At 70.3% G+C, this 15,866-nt stretch carries 15 protein-coding genes and 1 riboswitch; of the genes, 1 reads left to right on the top strand and 14 read right to left on the bottom strand.

All coding sequences use genetic code 11. The features are described 5' to 3' along the window. Positions 1-2: 2 nt before the first annotated feature. The 12 genes from ACODR1_RS21755 to ACODR1_RS21700 all read right to left on the bottom strand — a co-directional run bounded on the left by ACODR1_RS21755 (position 3) and on the right by ACODR1_RS21700 (position 11,283). The gene (locus ACODR1_RS21755) at positions 3-302 is read right to left on the bottom strand and encodes a type II toxin-antitoxin system RelE/ParE family toxin (protein WP_488882299.1); all 300 of its coding nucleotides are present in this window, start codon (positions 300-302) and stop codon (positions 3-5) included. Positions 303-311: 9 nt separating this feature from the next. Next, positions 312-533: a hypothetical protein gene (locus ACODR1_RS21750; protein WP_488882298.1), complete on the bottom strand. Its 222-nt coding sequence runs from the start codon at positions 531-533 to the stop codon at positions 312-314. 33 nt (positions 534-566) lie between these two features. After that, the gene (locus ACODR1_RS21745; RefSeq protein WP_116487713.1) at positions 567-1,238 is read right to left on the bottom strand and encodes a response regulator transcription factor; all 672 of its coding nucleotides are present in this window, start codon (positions 1,236-1,238) and stop codon (positions 567-569) included. A gap of 183 nt (positions 1,239-1,421) precedes the next feature. Further along, the gene (locus ACODR1_RS21740; protein ID WP_488882297.1) at positions 1,422-2,999 is read right to left on the bottom strand and encodes a Do family serine endopeptidase; all 1,578 of its coding nucleotides are present in this window, start codon (positions 2,997-2,999) and stop codon (positions 1,422-1,424) included. A 143-nt stretch (positions 3,000-3,142) separates the two neighbouring features. After that, positions 3,143-3,574, bottom strand: coding sequence for a cytochrome c-type biogenesis protein (locus tag ACODR1_RS21735; RefSeq protein WP_488882296.1), 432 nt, complete (start codon positions 3,572-3,574; stop codon positions 3,143-3,145). A gap of 119 nt (positions 3,575-3,693) precedes the next feature. Then, complete coding sequence (locus tag ACODR1_RS21730; RefSeq protein WP_488882295.1) at positions 3,694-5,676, bottom strand: heme lyase CcmF/NrfE family subunit; 1,983 nt, start codon at positions 5,674-5,676, stop codon at positions 3,694-3,696. Next, entirely contained in the window at positions 5,673-6,167 is a 495-nt protein-coding gene (gene ccmE / locus ACODR1_RS21725) for a cytochrome c maturation protein CcmE (RefSeq protein WP_488882294.1), read from the bottom strand. The genes ACODR1_RS21730 and ccmE overlap by 4 nt, the downstream gene beginning before the upstream one ends. Next, positions 6,164-7,276, bottom strand: a complete 1,113-nt coding sequence (gene ccmI / locus ACODR1_RS21720) for a c-type cytochrome biogenesis protein CcmI (RefSeq protein WP_488882293.1) — start codon at positions 7,274-7,276, stop codon at positions 6,164-6,166. The genes ccmE and ccmI overlap by 4 nt, the downstream gene beginning before the upstream one ends. Before the next feature lie 79 nt (positions 7,277-7,355). Continuing rightward, positions 7,356-8,687: a hypothetical protein gene (locus tag ACODR1_RS21715; RefSeq protein ID WP_488882292.1), complete on the bottom strand. Its 1,332-nt coding sequence runs from the start codon at positions 8,685-8,687 to the stop codon at positions 7,356-7,358. 172 nt (positions 8,688-8,859) lie between these two features. Next, on the bottom strand, positions 8,860-10,254 hold the full coding sequence (locus ACODR1_RS21710) for a sensor histidine kinase (RefSeq protein ID WP_488882314.1): 1,395 nt from the start codon (positions 10,252-10,254) through the stop codon (positions 8,860-8,862). A gap of 16 nt (positions 10,255-10,270) precedes the next feature. Next, entirely contained in the window at positions 10,271-10,948 is a 678-nt protein-coding gene (locus ACODR1_RS21705; protein WP_101718415.1) for a response regulator transcription factor, read from the bottom strand. Positions 10,949-10,965: 17 nt separating this feature from the next. Then, the gene (locus ACODR1_RS21700) at positions 10,966-11,283 is read right to left on the bottom strand and encodes a PepSY domain-containing protein (RefSeq protein ID WP_165257324.1); all 318 of its coding nucleotides are present in this window, start codon (positions 11,281-11,283) and stop codon (positions 10,966-10,968) included. A gap of 157 nt (positions 11,284-11,440) precedes the next feature. Continuing rightward, positions 11,441-11,656: riboswitch (cobalamin riboswitch) on the top strand. A gap of 116 nt (positions 11,657-11,772) precedes the next feature. Between ACODR1_RS21700 and metE the strand changes: the two genes are divergently transcribed. After that, positions 11,773-14,136, top strand: a complete 2,364-nt coding sequence (gene metE / locus ACODR1_RS21695) for a 5-methyltetrahydropteroyltriglutamate--homocysteine S-methyltransferase (protein ID WP_488882291.1) — start codon at positions 11,773-11,775, stop codon at positions 14,134-14,136. 459 nt (positions 14,137-14,595) lie between these two features. Here metE and ACODR1_RS21690 read toward each other — a convergent pair whose 3' ends face one another. Together ACODR1_RS21690 and ACODR1_RS21685 are read right to left on the bottom strand one after the other, a co-directional pair. Further along, the gene (locus ACODR1_RS21690; protein ID WP_101718418.1) at positions 14,596-14,796 is read right to left on the bottom strand and encodes a hypothetical protein; all 201 of its coding nucleotides are present in this window, start codon (positions 14,794-14,796) and stop codon (positions 14,596-14,598) included. 85 nt (positions 14,797-14,881) lie between these two features. Further along, entirely contained in the window at positions 14,882-15,829 is a 948-nt protein-coding gene (locus ACODR1_RS21685) for a DnaJ C-terminal domain-containing protein (RefSeq protein ID WP_488882290.1), read from the bottom strand. Positions 15,830-15,866 lie beyond the last annotated feature (37 nt).

Below are 15,866 nucleotides of genomic sequence, written 5' to 3'. Positions count from 1 at the left end.
CTTCAGGTCTTCTTGCCGATCAGAACGTCGAGGTCACGCCGGCCATCCAGGACCCGCAACACCTCGGCGCCGCCCGTGATCGGGCGATAAACGATGATCCACGGCTTGACGCTGTGAAGGCGCGCGCCGCTGTGCGTAGCTCGGCCAAGGTGAGGAAAGGCCGCCAGGTTTGGCAAGACCTTCTCCAGCCTCCTCAGCACCGAGGTCGCGGCCGAAAGCCCGTTGTCGGCGGCGACCTGTCGAAAGATGTCCCGAAGATCCGCCTCGGCCTTGGCCGTGGTGACTAAGCGCGGCGGCGCCACGAGCGGGCGTCAGGCTTTGGGCGGGGACTGGAGGAACCGCGAGGTTTCCTCCGCGATCAGTCGGTCCATGTCGAGAACCGGGCGGTCGCCGCGTTCCAGCTGGACTTCCGCTTCCGCGACGAGCGCCTCGAGCGCTTCGTGGTTGCGGACGGCCCAGGCGTCGAGGTCGGCGTCGGACAGTTCCGGCCCGACGGGAGCATCTTGCTGAACGGACTTCACCGGCTTGTTCATGGCCTCCAGCCTACCACGCCCCGCCCGAGCCGCCTACGGATCGAGCCGGTAGCCGGCCCCGCGCACGGTCTGCAGCATGGCCCGGTCGAACCCCTTGTCGATCTTCGATCGCAGGCGCGAGATGTGCACGTCGATGACGTTGGTCTGTGGGTCGAAGTGGTACTCCCACACCTTCTCGAGCAGCATGGTGCGGGTCACCGACTGGCCGGCGTGGCGCATCATGAACTCCAGCAGCTGGAACTCCCGGGGCTGGAGATCGATCTCCTTGCCCTGGCGATGGACCGTGCGGTTGATGAGGTTCATCTCGAGCTCGCCGACCTTCAGGGTCGTCGCGACCGCGCCCGTCTCGCGACGACGCGACAGGGCCTCGACACGGGCGATCAGTTCGGGGAAGGCATAGGGCTTGACTAGGTAGTCGTCGGCGCCGGCCTTCAGGCCGTCGACGCGGTCGCCCACCTCGCCCAGAGCCGACAGGAACAGCACCGGCGTCTGGTCGCCCTCGCGGCGCAGGGTCGAGACCACCTCGACGCCGTTCTTCTTGGGCATCATCCGGTCGACGATCAGCACGTCGAAGCCGCCCTTGCCGGCCTCGACCAGGCCCGCCTCGCCGTCCGGCGCATGGACGCAGGCGTAGCCAGCCTCGGTCAGGCCATGGGACATGGCGCCGGCGGCCTCGAGATCGTCCTCGATAATCAGAATACGCATCAGCCAACCCCTCGTGCGCCGATGGAGAAACGATCCACGTTCTCCCGATTCGACCAACCGGCGCGATAGTAGCCGGGTCGATACCGGCTTTGCGAGGCAGCGTACCTTAAACCTTGGTCACATACGAAAAGCCCCGCCTCGATTTATCGAGGCGGGGCTGGTCTTTCACACCGGACAGATCGCTTACGGAGCGATCTTGATCGCGATGATGGTCGGGCGGCCGGCGCGGATGATGCGCAGGTTGACGCTCGGACGCTGCAGCTTCTTGGCCGCCTCGATGGCGGCGTTGACCTCGCCGATCGAGGTGACCGGCTCGCCGTTGATGCTGCTGATCACGTCGCCCTTGCGCAGGCCCTTCTCGCCGGCGTCGGACGAAGGCTTGACGCTGTCGATCAGCAGGCCCTTCACGGCGCTGTCGATGCCGTTGGCCTTGCGGGCCGCATCGTCCAGGGGCGCCAGGCTCATGCCCAGGGCCTCGGCCTTCGGCGCGGCCGGCTTGGCCGGCGCGGCCTTGTCGCCGCCGTCCTCGTTGTCGTTGTCGGCCAGTTCCTTCTCGGTCGGACGCACGCCCGAACGAATCTCCACGGTGCGGGGCTTGCCGCCGCGCAGCACGGCCAGCTTGATGACCTCGCCCGGACGGGCCTTGGCCACTTCGCGGGTCAGCTCCGAGCCGCTCTTGATGTCCACGCCGTTGACGCTGGTGACCACGTCTTCCGGCATCAGGCCGCCGCGTTGGGCCGGACCGCCCGGAACCAGGTCGGCGACGATGGCGCCCTTGGTGCCGGCCAGGCCCTGGGCCTCGGCCATCTCGCTGGTGAACGGCTGGATCTGGGCGCCGATGTAGCCGCGCACCACCTTGCCGCCGTTGATCAGCTGCTTGGCGGTGGCCTCGGCCACGTCGGCCGGGATCGCGAAGCCGATGCCCACCGAGCCGCCGGTCGGCGAGAAGATCGCCGTGTTCACGCCGATCACCCGGCCGTAGATGTCGAACGACGGACCGCCCGAGTTGCCGCGGTTGATCGGGGCGTCGATCTGGATGTAGTCGACGAACTGCGAGGAGTTGTCGCCCAGGTCGCGGCCGTAGGCCGAGATGATGCCCGCCGTGGCGGTGCCGCCCAGGCCGAACGGGTTGCCGATGGTGATCACCCAGTCGCCGACGCGCGGACGGGCCTGGTTCTCGAAATTCACGAACGGGAACGCCGCGCCCTTGGCCTTCGGATCGATGACCTTGATCACCGCCAGGTCGGTGCTTTCGTCACGGCCGACCACGGTGGCCTTCAGCTCGCGGCCGTCCTTCATGACGACGTTGATGCCGTCGGTGTCGGCGTCGGCCACCACGTGGTTGTTGGTGACGATGTAGCCGTCGGCCGAGATGAAGAAGCCCGAGCCCGAGGACTGTTGCTTGGGCGCGGCCTGGGCGTCCTCGCCCTCCTCGCCCGGCTTCTGGCCGCGCGGCACGATGTCGAACGGCAGGCCTTCCAGCCCCGGGATGCGCAAACGGGCCTTGGGATCGGCCTTCGAGGTCACGTCGATCTGCACGACGGCCGGCGAGACCTTCTCGAAGATGTCGGCGAAGGACAGCGGCGCGCCGGGCGGCGGGGCGAACATCGGGGCGCTGGTCGCCGAAGCGCGCACCAGCTGCGGCTCCTGCTCGGCCGCGCCGGCCGGCCCCATGCGCATGCCCACGCCCGCCAGAGCGGCGCAAGCAACGCCGGCCCCCGCGACGGCGCCAACAATGAATCCTGACTTCCGAGCAGCCATCTTTCGTCTTTCCTCACCCACGACGCTCCGCGCCGGGTTCTCGAACAGAACCTAGTTGCACCAGCAATTCGTGCAACGGTTCCAGGATTATCTTTCCTTCATCCTCGCGGCGTTTCTTGCGGCCTCATCAGGGCGCAATCGTGTCATTCGCCCTCGAGTAGTCCCTTCAGCCGCGCCTCTTCCTCCGCCGACAGCGCTTCCGGCGCAGCTTCGGGGCTGCGCCGACGCCGCAGCAGCGCGACCATCAGCCCCCCGCCGGCCAGCAGAACCGCCAGCGGCGTAAGCCAGAGCACCGCGTTTCCAGCCGAGAACGGCGGCTTCAGCAGCACGAACTCCCCGTAGCGCTGGGTCAGGAACGCACGGATCTCCGCGTCGCTCCGCCCCTGCTTCACTTGGTCGCGCACCAGAAGACGCAGGTCATGGGCCAGGGCCGCCTCGGAATCGTCGATGGACTCGTTCTGGCAGACCAGGCAGCGCACTTCCTTGAACAGATCGCGCGCCCTGGCCTCCTGGGCGGGATCGGGCAGGCGCTCGGAAGGGTCGGACGCGGCGGCCATGCAGGCGATGGCGGCCATCGCTATCGCGATCCCCCTCAGTCGCTTCGGCACAGCTCCCCCAGAGGGGCAGCATCTACGTCGGACCAGATCCTCCCCCCTTGGGGGAGGTGGCCCGAAGGGCCGGAGGGGGTCTGCGATCACGCCTGCGCTCCCTTGGCTTTCCTGGCGACGCCCATGCGCAGGCGCCGGTCCGACAGCGACACCACGCCGCCCAGGGCCATCACCAGCGGTCCCAGGAAGATCAGCCGCACCCACGGATTGACATAGGCCCGCACCAGCCAGGCCGGCTGGCCGTTCGCGCCCGCCCGGCGCTCGCCGATGACCACGTAGAGGTCGTCCAGGCCGCGCGGGCACAGCGCCACTTCCGAGGTCGTCTGGCCGCCGGTGGGGAAGAACCGCCGCTCGGGCTGGGCCGTGCAGACCAGGCCCCCACCCAGCTTCTCGATCCGCACGATCCCGCGCTCGGCCAGGTAGTTGGGCCCCTCCAGCGTGCCGACGTCGGCCAGGGTCAGCACATAGCCGCCCAGCTCGATCTTGCCGCCGACGCTGAGGGCCTGGGCGCTTTCCACCTTCCAGGCGGTCTCGAAGCTGGCGCCCAGCACGAAGAGGCCAAGGCCCGCGTGGGCGATGGTCGTGCCCCAGGCCCCGCGCGGCAGGCCGCCGGCCCGACGTCGCACCTCGGCCCAGGGGACGCGGAAGGCCTTCACCCGTTCGAAGAGCTCGGCCAGCGCCCCGCCGATCAGCCAGAAGCCCAGGACGAGACCCAGGCTCGCCAGCGCCTTGCGCGGGGTGACCACGGCGTAGGCGACGAGGCCCAGGATCGCGGCGACCAGCAGGGCCAGCCACAGCCGGCGCACCACCAGGCGCGCGTCGCCCCGCTTCCAGGCCAGGAGCGGTCCTGCCGGCAGGATGGCAAGCGCCAGCACCAGCAGCGGCGTGAAGGTCAGGTTGAAGAACGGCGGGCCCACCGAGACGGCCTCGCCGTCCATGGCCTCGCGGATCAGCGGATAGAGCGTGCCCAGCAGCACCGTCGCCGTCGCCGCCGACAGAATGATGTTGTTGAGGACGATGGCGCTCTCGCGGCTCACCGGCGCGAACAGGCCGCCGGCGTTCAGGCTGGGCGCGCGGATCGCGAACATCAGGAAGCCGAACCCCGCCGCGATCCCCATGATGGTCAGCAGCAGCACCCCGCGCGTCGGGTCGACGGCGAAGGCGTGGACGCTGGTCAGCACGCCCGAGCGCACCAGGAACGCCCCCAGCATCGAGAAGCCGAAGGCCGCCAGCGCCAGGAACACCGTCCAGCCCGGCAGAGCGCCGCGCTTTTCCAGCACGATGGCCGAGTGCAGCAGGGCGGCGCCGATCAGCCAGGGCATGAAGCTGGCGTTCTCGACCGGGTCCCAGAACCACCAGCCGCCCCAGCCCAGCTCGTAATAGGCCCAGAAGGCGCCCAGAGTGATGCCGACGGTCAGCAGGCTCCAGGCCGCCAGGGTCCAGGGCCGCACCCAACGGGCGAAGGCCGCGTCGACCTTGCCCTCGATCAGGGCGGCGACGGCGAACGAGAACACCACCGAAAAGCCCACATAGCCAGCGTAGAGGAACGGCGGGTGAACGGCCAGCGCCCAATCCTGCAACAGCGGATTGAGCGAGCGGCCCTCCACCGGCGGATCGGCCAGGCGGGTCAGCGGGTTCGAGGCGAAGACGGTGTAGGCCAGGAACAGCACGCCCAGCGCGCCCTGCACGGCCACGGCCCAGGCCCGCAGGCGCGGCGGCAGGCGCTCGCCGAACACCGCCACGGCCGCGCCGTAGCCGGTCAGCACCAGGCACCACAGCAGCATCGAACCCTCGTGGCTGCCCCAGGCGCCGGCCACCTTGTAGAGCAGCGGCTTGGCGGTGTGGGAGTTGGCCGCCACGTTGGCCACCGAGAAGTCGGACGTCACGAAGGCGTAGATCAGGGCGGCGAAGGCGCAGGCCAGGGCCGCGAAGGCGCCCAGCGCAGCGCCGCGCCCAGCGCCCGCCAGCACGCCCGAGCGCCGCCACGCGCCGGCGGCGGAAAGACCCGTCTGGGCGACCGAAAGCGCCAGGGCCAGAACCAGCGCGAAGGCGCCGAACTCGACGATCATTTGGCGGTCTTCTCCGCACCATAGGATGGCGGGGAAGCTCCCTCGCCGCGCCACTCGCCCTGCTCCTTGATGGCCTTGGCCACCTCGCGCGGCATGTAGCGTTCGTCGTGCTTGGCCAGCACCTGCTTGGCGACGAACACGCCGCCCTCGTCGAAGGCGCCGGTGGCGACGATCCCCTGCCCCTCGCGGAACAGGTCAGGCAGGTCGCCCTGGTAGCGCACCTTGCTGGTCGCCTTCTGGTCGGCGACCGTGAACTCCACCAGGCCGTCGGGATGCTTGACCACGCTGCCGGCCTGGACGAGGCCGCCCAACTGCACCTTGCGGCCGGCCGGCACGTGCGCCTCCTGGGCCTGGGCAGGGGTGTAGAACAGCGAGATGGAGTCCCGCATGCCGTACAGCGCCAGCCCCACGGCCAGGGCGGCGACCGGCGCGATCGCCAGCAGGATGGTCAGGCGCCGGCGCGCCTTGCGGGACTTGGGAAGCAAGCTCATCGGACGCCCGGGTTCTGGGGAGCGGTGTCGGCGGCCTGGCGCAGGGCGGCCAGCACGCGGGGCTGGTCCTTGAAGCGCTGGGAGGCGTCCTTCAGGGCCGCGTCACGGCGGGCGACATCGCCCAGCACGGCGTAGGCGCGCACCAGGCGCACCCAGCCCTCGGGATCGTCGGGCGCGGCGGCCAGCCTTTGAGCGAGACCTTCGACCATGCCCTGGATCATCTCCGGCGTGACGTCGCCAGCGGCGGCCTGCTGCGGCGCCGCGTCGACCAGGCGGCCGGCCTGGGCGGTGCGGTCGATCTCGGCGGCCAGCACCGGGCGGCGGGGGTCGTCCACGGCCAGGTCGGCCAGCACCGCGCGCCAGCCGGTAAGGCCCGCCTCCAGCTTGCCGTCGGCGATCTCGCCCTTGGCCAGGTGATAGCGGGCCGACAGGTTCTTCGGATCGCGCTTCAGCGCCTCGGTGAAGGCCGTGCGGGCGTCGGCGCCCACCTGCCCTTGCTCGCTGGTCACGAAGGCCTCGCCCAGGGCGGTCCACAGGTCGGCGCGCTGCGGCGCCAGGCGCACGGCCTTGCGCAGCGCCTCGGCCGCGCCCACCGCGTCGCCGCCGGCCATGCGGGCGATGGCGAGGTTGCGATAGAGCTCGGGATTGGCGCCGTCCTTGCCGCGGGCCGCCTGCTCGAGGATCGCCACGATGCGCGGCGGGTCCAGCATGGCCGCGTCCCCGGCTCGCCATTCGGCCACTCGCCTGGCGAAAGGCTGGTCCGGCGCGCCCGGCGCGCCGACGGCGACATAGAGGCCCAGCGCCAGCAGCGGCGCCAGCGCGGCGATCGTTACGACCACGCGACGCGGACCCAGGCCTTCCTTGGGCCAGGCCGCGCTTTGGTCGGCGGCGGCCAGCAGGCGGCGGCCGGCCTCGGCCCGGGCGGCCTTCAGCTCGCCTTGCGCCAGCAGGCCCCGCTCGGCCAGGTCGTCGATCTCGGAAAGCTGGCGACGATGCACGGCCAGGGCCGGATCGTCCCCGGCGGGCGCCATGCCACGCGCCGCGCCTCGCAGCACCAGGGCGGCGACGGCGGCGGACAGACCCGCGGCGGCGATCCAGAAGCCGATCATGGCCAGAAACCGATCATGAGACCGCTGTTAGCCGGAGAAGCAGCCGCCCGTCAGTGAAAAAACGCTCTTAAGGGAGGGATTAGGCCGCCATGGCCGCGACGGCGCGGCGGCGGACGATCTCGGCGGTCTTCTCGTCACGCGTATGGACGATGTAGCCGGCGGCGATATCGAGATAGGCCCGGGCGATCTGCGGGTCGCCGCCCTCGCCGGTGCGGGCGACGTGCAGGCAGTCCTCGATATACTGGTCCAGGCGCTGGTTCAGCTTCTCCAGCGCCTTGGTGCGGGTCGAGCCATAGCCGGCCTGGGCCGCGCAGGGACGCAGGTCCTCGATGAAGGCCAGGGCCGCTGCGGCCCGGCGCACCAGAGCTTCGTCCGGGGCCGCATCCAGCTTGGGCACGCCCTTGCCGCCGCCCATCTTGCCCATCATCGAGATCGGCCGCGACGGCAGGGCCAGGGACAGCTCCTTGTCGGCCGCGTTCATCCGCAACTCGGCCGCCTGGGCCGCCGCCTGCTTGAACTTCGACAGACGCTTGCCCCACGGGCCGTCCTTGGCCACGTCCACGGCCTGCTCGAACTCGGTCAGCTGGTTGGCGATGCGCTGGGCGCTGGCCGCCGCCTCACGCCCGGCCGCCTCGCCGCCGGAAAGGTCGAAGGCGCGGACGTGCTCGATGCTGGCCTCGATGTCGGCCAGCATGCGCTCGCCGAAGGCCTTGACCTCCGACGACGCCAGATAGCGATCGTTGGGGCGATCCATCACCGCCGAGATCACCCGCAGGATCCGCCACGGCTCGGGCAGGTGCGCGGCCAGCATCTCGAACATCCGGGGACCGGCGTCGCCGCTGATGGCGCAGGCGTCGCGATAGGCCAGGCGCGCAGAGGCCGCGCGCTCGCCGTTCATCCGGCTGACCCACTCCGACAGCCGCGGCAGGGCGTTGCGGACGATCACCGACAGGTCGAGATAGTCGGCCAGGGCCTCTGCGTCGCAGATCCTGCCCACCGCCTCGAACTCGGGGCGGGTCGGCTCGCGCAGGCCGCGCGCGGCGATCTTGCACAGCTGGTTGAAGACGTCGGGTGCGCCGTTATCGAGGTCCCAGGGATTGCAGCGCGCCGCGCCCTCGGCCACCTGGCGCGGAGCCTCGGCCTTCAGGGCGATCCACAGCAGGGCCAGCGCCCGGCGTGGAAACTGCGGCAGGTCGGCCGCCCGCGGCTGGCACAGCGGCGCGATCGGCGAAAGGATGGTGTTGCGGACGTAGCGGTCGGCCGTCTCGTCCTCGACGATGGCGCGCACGGTCGACAGCGCCCCGCCCGTCGCATTGGCCAGCGCCAGCTCGAGACTGCGCAGAGCCGCATCGGGCGCGGTCTCGACCAGCGTCCGGATGATCTGCAGTTTTTGCGCGGCGAGTGCGGCCATGGATCTCCGCCGGGAACTGGGGGGTCCTGGCAGCGTCAACCATGTTGCGGACGAGGTTAAAACTTTCCGAAACCGCTGCTTTTTCAACGTCGGAAGGCAAGGCGAATGGTCGCGGGGGCTTTCTCTCCACCTTCGCGACAGCGCGCTCGCCTGAAAATGGCGCCCGGTAGCGTTAACCCTCGGCGCGGGGCAGCGACAGCACGACCCTAAGGCCCCCCAGGGGCGAATCGTCCAGCGTCACCGAGCCGCCATAGGCTCGCGCCAGTTCGTCGACGATCGACAGGCCAAGGCCCGTGCCCGGCGTATGCTCGTCCATCCGCTGGCCGCGCTTGAGCGCCTGGGCCCGCTGCTCGGGCGGAATGCCCGGACCGTCGTCGTCGACGACCAGCAGCATCTTGCCCTCGCCGTCGGCCTTCGCCTCGGCCCGGATCCTGGCCTTCGACCACTTGCCGGCGTTCTCCATGACGTTGCCGGCCAGCTCCATGAAGTCCTGCCGCTCGCCCTGGAAGCACAGGTCTTCGGGACAGCGCCAGTCGATCTCAACGCCCCGGCCGTCGCCCTTGTCCTGGAAGATCCGCTCCAGCGTCACCGCCAGTTCGTCGAGGATCGGCTCGACCGGCGTGCGCTCGCCGCTGGTCTGCGAGCGGGCCGCCGCCCGCGCCCGGCGCAGATGGTGGTCGACCTGCTCGCGCATGGTCTGGGCCTGGCGCTCGACCACCTCGGCCAGCGATCCGCCCTGCTGACTGGCCTCGGTCAGCATCACCGACAGCGGCGTCTTCAGGGCGTGGGCCAGGTTGCCGACGTGGGTGCGCTGGCGCTCGACGACTTCCTGATTGTGGGCCAGGAGGCCGTTCAGCTCCTCGGCCAGCGGCTCCAGCTCCACCGGATAGGGGCCGGCCAGCCGCTCGGCCTTGCCGCGCCGCACGTCGGCGATCTCGCGGCGCAGGCGGAAGATCGGCTGCAGGCCGAAGCGCACCTGCACGACGATCGCCAGGATCAGGCCCGCGCCCAGCAGCAGCAGGGCGAAGATCGTGATCCGGCCGAAACGGTCGGCGTCGGCGTCGATCGGCGAGCGGTCCTCGGCGGCGATGAACACAACGGGATCTGGATAGTTGGGCAGCCGCGCCAGGATCGCCGCCGCCCGCAGCGGCTTGTCCTGCGGACCGTGCATGTCGAAGAACTGGGTCTTGCCCGGATCGGCGGTCAGCCGGTCGATCTGGGTGGTCGACAGCATGAGATCGCTGTCGAACAGCGAGCGCGAGCGCTCGACCGCCCGCAGCGCGCCGTTGCGCTGGGCGAAGATCGTCCAGTAGCGGCCCGAATAGGCCCGCGTGGCCCGGATGTCGGTCAGGAACGGCGCCTTCAGCACCCCGTCCTCCACCGCCGAGCCGGCGTAGAGGTCGTCGGTCAGAACCGCCAGCGACTGGTCGAACCGGCGGATGGCCGCGTCACGGAACTGGGCGGTCAGGAAGGCCCCGGCGGCCAGCAGGACGATCAGCGTCCAGCTGGCCGCCAGCAGCACCAGCCGCCGGACGAGCGAGCGCTTGCGGAAGCCGAGCAGCATCAGACGCCGCCGCGCGGGATCACCCGGCGGTCTCGCCTTCCAGCGGGATCAGCCGATAGCCCAGGCCGCGCACCGTCTCGATGCGGTCGGCGCCCAGCTTCTTGCGCAGCCGGCCGATGAACACCTCGATGGTGTTTGAGTCACGGTCGAAGTCCTGGTCGTACAGGTGCTCGACCAGCTCGGTGCGGCCGATCACCCGGCCCTGGTGCATCATCATGTAGTGCAGCAGGCGGTATTCCAGAGAGGTCAGGCGCAGCGGCTCGCCGTTGACGCTGGCTCGCGCCGCGCGCGGGTCCAGGCGCAGGCCGCCGCAGGTCAGGCTCGGCGCGGCATGGCCGGCCGAGCGCCGCAGCAGCGCCCGCAGGCGCGCCAGCAGTTCCTCGGTATGGAAAGGCTTGGTCAGGTAGTCGTCGGCGCCCGCGTCGAAGCCGGCGACCTTTTCGCTCCAGGCGCCGCGGGCGGTGAGGATCAGCACCGGCGTGGCGACGCTGCCGCGCCGCCAGCGTTCCAGCACCGACACCCCGTCCACCTTGGGCAGGCCCAGGTCGAGGATCACCGCGTCATAGGGCTCGGTCTCGCCCAGGAACTGGGCTTCCTCGCCGTCGGCGGCATGGTCGACGGCGTAGCCGGCGTCGGCCAGGGCCAGCTTCAGCTGGCGCGACAGGTCGGGATCGTCTTCGACGAGCAGAATGCGCATGTTAACCTAGGAACTCCTTAGCCCCCGCTGAGGATCTGGCCGCTCTCGGCGTCGACGATGAAGTCGATGCGGCGGCCGTCGGTCGTCGCCCAGCGGATGCGATAGTTGCGCCCTTCCAGGCCCGCGTCGAGCAGGCGACCGGGAGTGCGGCGCGCGATGCGGTCGATGACCACGCTCAGCGGCACCAGCCGGCCCGACTGAACGCCGCCACGCGCCTGGTCCTGCCGGGCGCGCCAGTCGGCGCCCAGGGAGTCAGGGCCGCGCTGGGCCAGAGCCGCGCCCGGGAGGGCGGCGACGATGGCGGCTGCGGCGAGTATGGCTCGGATCGGCTTCATGGCGTCCGGTTTAGCCGGGTACGGCTGAATGGAGACTGAACGCGGGGTTTATGAACGGTGTGCGACGTCCTGTCACGGGCCAAGGCCACGCTCCGGCGCAATCGGAGATCACATAAAGATATCTTTATGTCTTGATTGACAACGCTCGCGACCCCAGGCTTGATAAGGGGGTCGTGGTCTGCGGGCGCTTGCGCGTCCAAAGCTAAGAGGGAAGCCGGTGCGAAACCGGCGCTGCCCCCGCAACTGTAAGCGGCGAGCGGCCGTCCGATACGTGTCACTGGCGCCCCGAACTCGACTCGGTGGGGCGCCGGGAAGGCCAGGACGGCGGCGTTGACCCGCGAGCCAGGAGACCTGCCTCGACAGATAACGTCCTCCGGCGGGGTGCCCGGTCTGGTCGCGAGTTCCAGGCGCGGATCGGCCATACCGTTCGCGCGCCTGCGCGCCTGCGCCCCGTCCAGCCTCCGTCACCATCGAGACAGAGGCTAGTAAATGACCGTCACCGTCGCCGCCCTCGGCTTCCCCCGCATCGGCCCCCAGCGCCGCCTGAAGACCGCCCTCGAAGCCCACTGGGCCGGCCGCCTGGACGCCGCCGGGCTCCAGACCGAAGCCGCCGCCTTGCGCGCCCTGGCCTGGCGCCGCCAGGCCCACCTCGGCGTCGACCACGTGCCCAGCAACGACTTCTCGCTTTACGACCATGTCCTCGACACCGCCGTCATGGTCGGCGCGGTTCCCGCCGCCTACGGCTGGGCCGGCGGCCCGGTGGACCTGCCGCTCTACTTCGCCATGGCCAGAGGAACGCAAGATGGCGGCACGCAAGGCCGCCAGGCCTGCGATCACGGCTGCGCCCACGAGACCTCGGCCACCGGCCTGCCGGCGCTCGAAATGACCAAGTGGTTCGACACCAACTATCACTACCTGGCGCCTGAGCTCTCGCCCGGCCAGGCCTTCGCCCTGACCTCGACCAAGGTCGTCGACGACTTCCTCGAGGCCAAGGCGCAGGGGATCTTCACCCGCCCGGTGATCCTGGGCCCCGTCACCTTCCTCAAGCTGGCGAAAAGCAAGGACCCCGTCCCGAACGGGGACTTCCAGCCACTGTCGCTGCTTTCGGCCCTGCTGCCCGTCTACGCCGAGGTGCTTCAGCGCCTGGCCGTGGCCGGCGCCGACTGGGTGCAGATCGACGAGCCGTGCCTGGCGCTCGACCTCACCGACTTCGAGCGCGCCGAGATCCGCCGCGCCTACGGCGCCCTTACCCACGCCGCCCCGCGGATCCGCATCCTGCTGGCCAGCTACTTCGGGACCTACGGCGACAACCTCGCCACCGCCGCCAACCTGCCCGTCGACGGCCTGCACCTGGATCTCGTCCGCGCCCCGCAGGATCTCGACGCCGCCATCGCCCTGGCCCGCGACAGCCTGGTTCTCGAACTCGGCGTCGTCGACGGCCGCAACGTCTGGCGCGCCGACCTGACGGCCATCCTCGACCGGGTCGAGCCGGTGGTCGCCGCCCGCGGCCCCGACCGGGTGATCCTGGCCCCGTCCTGCTCGCTGCTGCACACCCCGCTCGACCTCGCCATCGAGACCGATCTGGATCCCGAGGTCAGCCAGTGGCTGGCCTTCGCCGTGCAGAAGCTGGAAGAGCTGGCGATCCTGGCCAAGGCCCTGAACCAGGGCCGCGCCGCCGTCCGCGCGCAGCTCGACGCCGCAGGCGCCGCCGTCGCCGCGCGCAAGACCTCGCCGCGCATCCACGATCCCGCCGTCCAGGCCCGCGCCGCGGCCGTCACGACCCGGGACGCGACCCGCGCCACGCCGTTCGAGCAGCGCATCGTGCTGCAGCAGGCCAGGCTCGGCCTGCCGCCCCTGCCGACCACCACCATCGGCTCGTTCCCGCAGACCGCCGCCGTCCGCCAGGCCCGCGCCGCCCACGCCAAGGGCCAGCTGCCCGACGCCGACTACGCCGACTTCCTGCGCGCCGAGACCGCCCGCGCGGTGGCCTGGCAGCAGGAGATCGGCCTCGACGTGCTGGTCCACGGCGAGTTCGAGCGGAACGACATGGTCCAGTATTTCGGCGAGCGCCTGAACGGTTTCGTCTTCACCAGGCATGCCTGGGTGCAGTCCTACGGCTCGCGCTGCGTGCGCCCGCCGATCCTCTATGGCGACGTCTCGCGCCCTGCGCCGATGACGGTCGAGTGGTGGGCCTATGCGCAAGGCCTGACCGCCCGGCCGATGAAGGGCATGCTGACCGGCCCGGTCACCATCCTGCAATGGTCGTTCGTCCGCGACGACATCCCGCGCGGTGAAACCTGCCGCCAGATCGCCCTGGCCGTCCGCGACGAGGTCGTCGACCTCGAGGCCGCCGGCGCGAAGATCATCCAGATCGACGAGGCCGCCCTGCGCGAGGGCCTGCCCCTGCGCCGCGGCGACTGGGACGCCTATCTCGCCTGGGCCGTCGAGGCCTTCCGCATCGCCGCCTCAGGCGTGCGCGACGAGACCCAGATCCACACCCACATGTGCTATTCGGAGTTCAACGACATCATCGCCGCCATCGGCGCCATGGACGCCGACGTCATCTCCATCGAGACCGCGCGCTCGAAGATGGAGCTGCTCGACGCCTTCGAGGCTTATGCCTACCCGGCCCAGATCGGCCCCGGCGTCTACGACATCCACGCCCCCCGCAGCCCCGCCTCCGGCGAGATGCTCGACCTGCTGGCGAAAGCCGGCCAGCGCCTGTCGCCGGCCCAGCTGTGGGTCAATCCCGACTGCGGCCTGAAGACCCGCAAATGGGAAGAAGTCGAACCGGCCCTGACCAACATGGTCGCCGCCGCCAAGGCCGCCCGTGAGCAGCTGGTCGGGGCGTAGCCGCAACAAGGGGCGCATCGACCCGGTGCGCCCTTTCCAGTCCGTCATTCCTCCCCCTCGGCGGGCCCCCATTCGCTAGCGACAACCTGCACGAAGCAGGTGGATTTGATGTCGGCGAAGGGTGGTGAGCAGACATCAAATCCCTCTCTCATGGAGAAAGGGAGGGGCCCGCGCCGCAAGGCGTGGGAGGGTGAGTGGGTAGGCGAAGCCCTTGGGAAATCTTGGCGCTGTTTCGGGCGATGTGCCGGCGCGCCGGCTGAGGGTGTAACCACTCACCCTCCCATGCTTCGCATGGGCCCCTCCCTCTCTCTAAGAGAGAGGGTCGTTGCGCCCGATGTCCGCAACGGGTCGCGACCAGACATTGCCCGCCGGGCCGACTTCGGATTCTAGATCGACGTCGCGAGTACCTGTCGGTTCTGGCCAGCATCAGCCCTCGCGGCGAAAATGACCTGTTAGGCCTCAGGCCGAGATGTCGACCAGCACGCCGGTCAGTTCGCCGGTGGCCTGGGCCAGGGCCGCACCGGCCGCCTGGGTCGCCTTGGCGTTGGTCTGCGCCACCGCCAGCTGGGTCAGGTCGACAATGGCCGCGGCGGCCTCGCCCGAACCGGCCGGACGCGGCGGGGCGTAGCGGACGGCGGCGTTGGTTGCGGAAACCTGCACGGCGACTTCCCTTCTGGAAACACCGCGCAATCTGGTCGCCAGGCCTTAACCAGACCTGACCAGGCATGGTTAAGGTCCACCGCCCCTATCGCCGCTTGGGCGTATAGGGCTTCTGCTCGCGCCAGGCCTGGGCGAACTTCTCCAGGTCCTCGTCGATCGTCTCGGGCAGGGTGACGATCAGGCGGGCATAGAGATCGCCGCGATGGCCCTTGGCGTCGGCCAGGCCCCGGCCTTTCAGCCGCAGCTTCGAACCGCTGTTGGCCCCCTTGGGCACCGTCACGTTGACCGGGCCGTCGGGCGTCGGGGCCTCGACCTTGCCGCCCAGCACCGCATCGGGAACGCTGACCGGCAGGTCCATGACCAGGTGCTCGCCTTCCTTGCGGTAGATCGGGTGCGGCTTGACCGCCAGCTCGATCAAAGCATCGCCGTTGCCGCCGCGCCCCGGGCTGCCCTGGCCCTTCAGGCGCAGGGTCTGGCCTTCCTGGGCGCCGGCCGGGATGGTCACGTCGATCGTGCGGCCGTCCGAGAAGGCCACGCGCTTCTTGCCGCCCTTGATCGACTCTTCCAGGTCGATGTCGAGCCGCGCGCGCACGTCCGCGCCCTTGGCCGAGAACCCGCCGCCGCCGAAGCCGCCGCCGGCTCCCGCGCCGCGATTGCGGCCCAGGATGTCGCCGAACAGGTCGTTGAGGTCGATCTCGGGCCCATCGCCCCCGCCGCCGCCGCCGCCGCCGCGTCCAAAGCCCCCGCCCCGGCCAAAGCCGCCGCCGAACGGACCGCCGCCACCGCCGCCGAAGCCGCGCATGGTCTCGCGCCCGTCGGCGTCGATCTCGCCGGCGTCGAACTTCTTCTTCTTCTCGGCGTCGCCGAGGATGTCGAAGGCGGCGCTGATCTGCTTGAACTTGTCCTCGGCCTTCTTGTCCCCGGGATTGGTGTCGGGGTGATACTGCTTGGCCAGCTTGCGGAACGCCTTGCGGATCTCGTCCGCGCTCGCGCCGCGGGAAACGCCAAGCTCCAGATAGGGGTCGCGCGCCAAGGAAGGCCCTCAAGGAAGTACGGAAAATGCCGAAGCC

The organism is Caulobacter sp. FG7 (genome assembly GCF_057808875.1).
The sequence above is the reverse complement of the archived record's forward strand: the minus strand, read 5'-3'. Positions and strand labels throughout refer to the sequence as shown.

What these genes read in the sequence shown, in the direction of transcription:
- metE (WP_488882291.1), top strand. Translation starts at nt 11,773, where the DNA reads ATGACCGTCACCGTCGCCGCCCTCGGCTTCCCCCGCATCGGCCCCCAG.
- ACODR1_RS21740 (WP_488882297.1), bottom strand. Translation starts at nt 2,999, where the DNA reads ATGGCTGCTCGGAAGTCAGGATTCATTGTTGGCGCCGTCGCGGGGGCC.
- ACODR1_RS21750 (WP_488882298.1), bottom strand. Translation starts at nt 533, where the DNA reads ATGAACAAGCCGGTGAAGTCCGTTCAGCAAGATGCTCCCGTCGGGCCG.
- ACODR1_RS21705 (WP_101718415.1), bottom strand. Translation starts at nt 10,948, where the DNA reads ATGCGCATTCTGCTCGTCGAAGACGATCCCGACCTGTCGCGCCAGCTG.
- ACODR1_RS21700 (WP_165257324.1), bottom strand. Translation starts at nt 11,283, where the DNA reads ATGAAGCCGATCCGAGCCATACTCGCCGCAGCCGCCATCGTCGCCGCC.
- ccmI (WP_488882293.1), bottom strand. Translation starts at nt 7,276, where the DNA reads ATGATCGGCTTCTGGATCGCCGCCGCGGGTCTGTCCGCCGCCGTCGCC.
- ACODR1_RS21735 (WP_488882296.1), bottom strand. Translation starts at nt 3,574, where the DNA reads ATGGCCGCCATCGCCTGCATGGCCGCCGCGTCCGACCCTTCCGAGCGC.
- ACODR1_RS21745 (WP_116487713.1), bottom strand. Translation starts at nt 1,238, where the DNA reads ATGCGTATTCTGATTATCGAGGACGATCTCGAGGCCGCCGGCGCCATG.
- ACODR1_RS21715 (WP_488882292.1), bottom strand. Translation starts at nt 8,687, where the DNA reads ATGGCCGCACTCGCCGCGCAAAAACTGCAGATCATCCGGACGCTGGTC.
- ACODR1_RS21730 (WP_488882295.1), bottom strand. Translation starts at nt 5,676, where the DNA reads ATGATCGTCGAGTTCGGCGCCTTCGCGCTGGTTCTGGCCCTGGCGCTT.
- ccmE (WP_488882294.1), bottom strand. Translation starts at nt 6,167, where the DNA reads ATGAGCTTGCTTCCCAAGTCCCGCAAGGCGCGCCGGCGCCTGACCATC.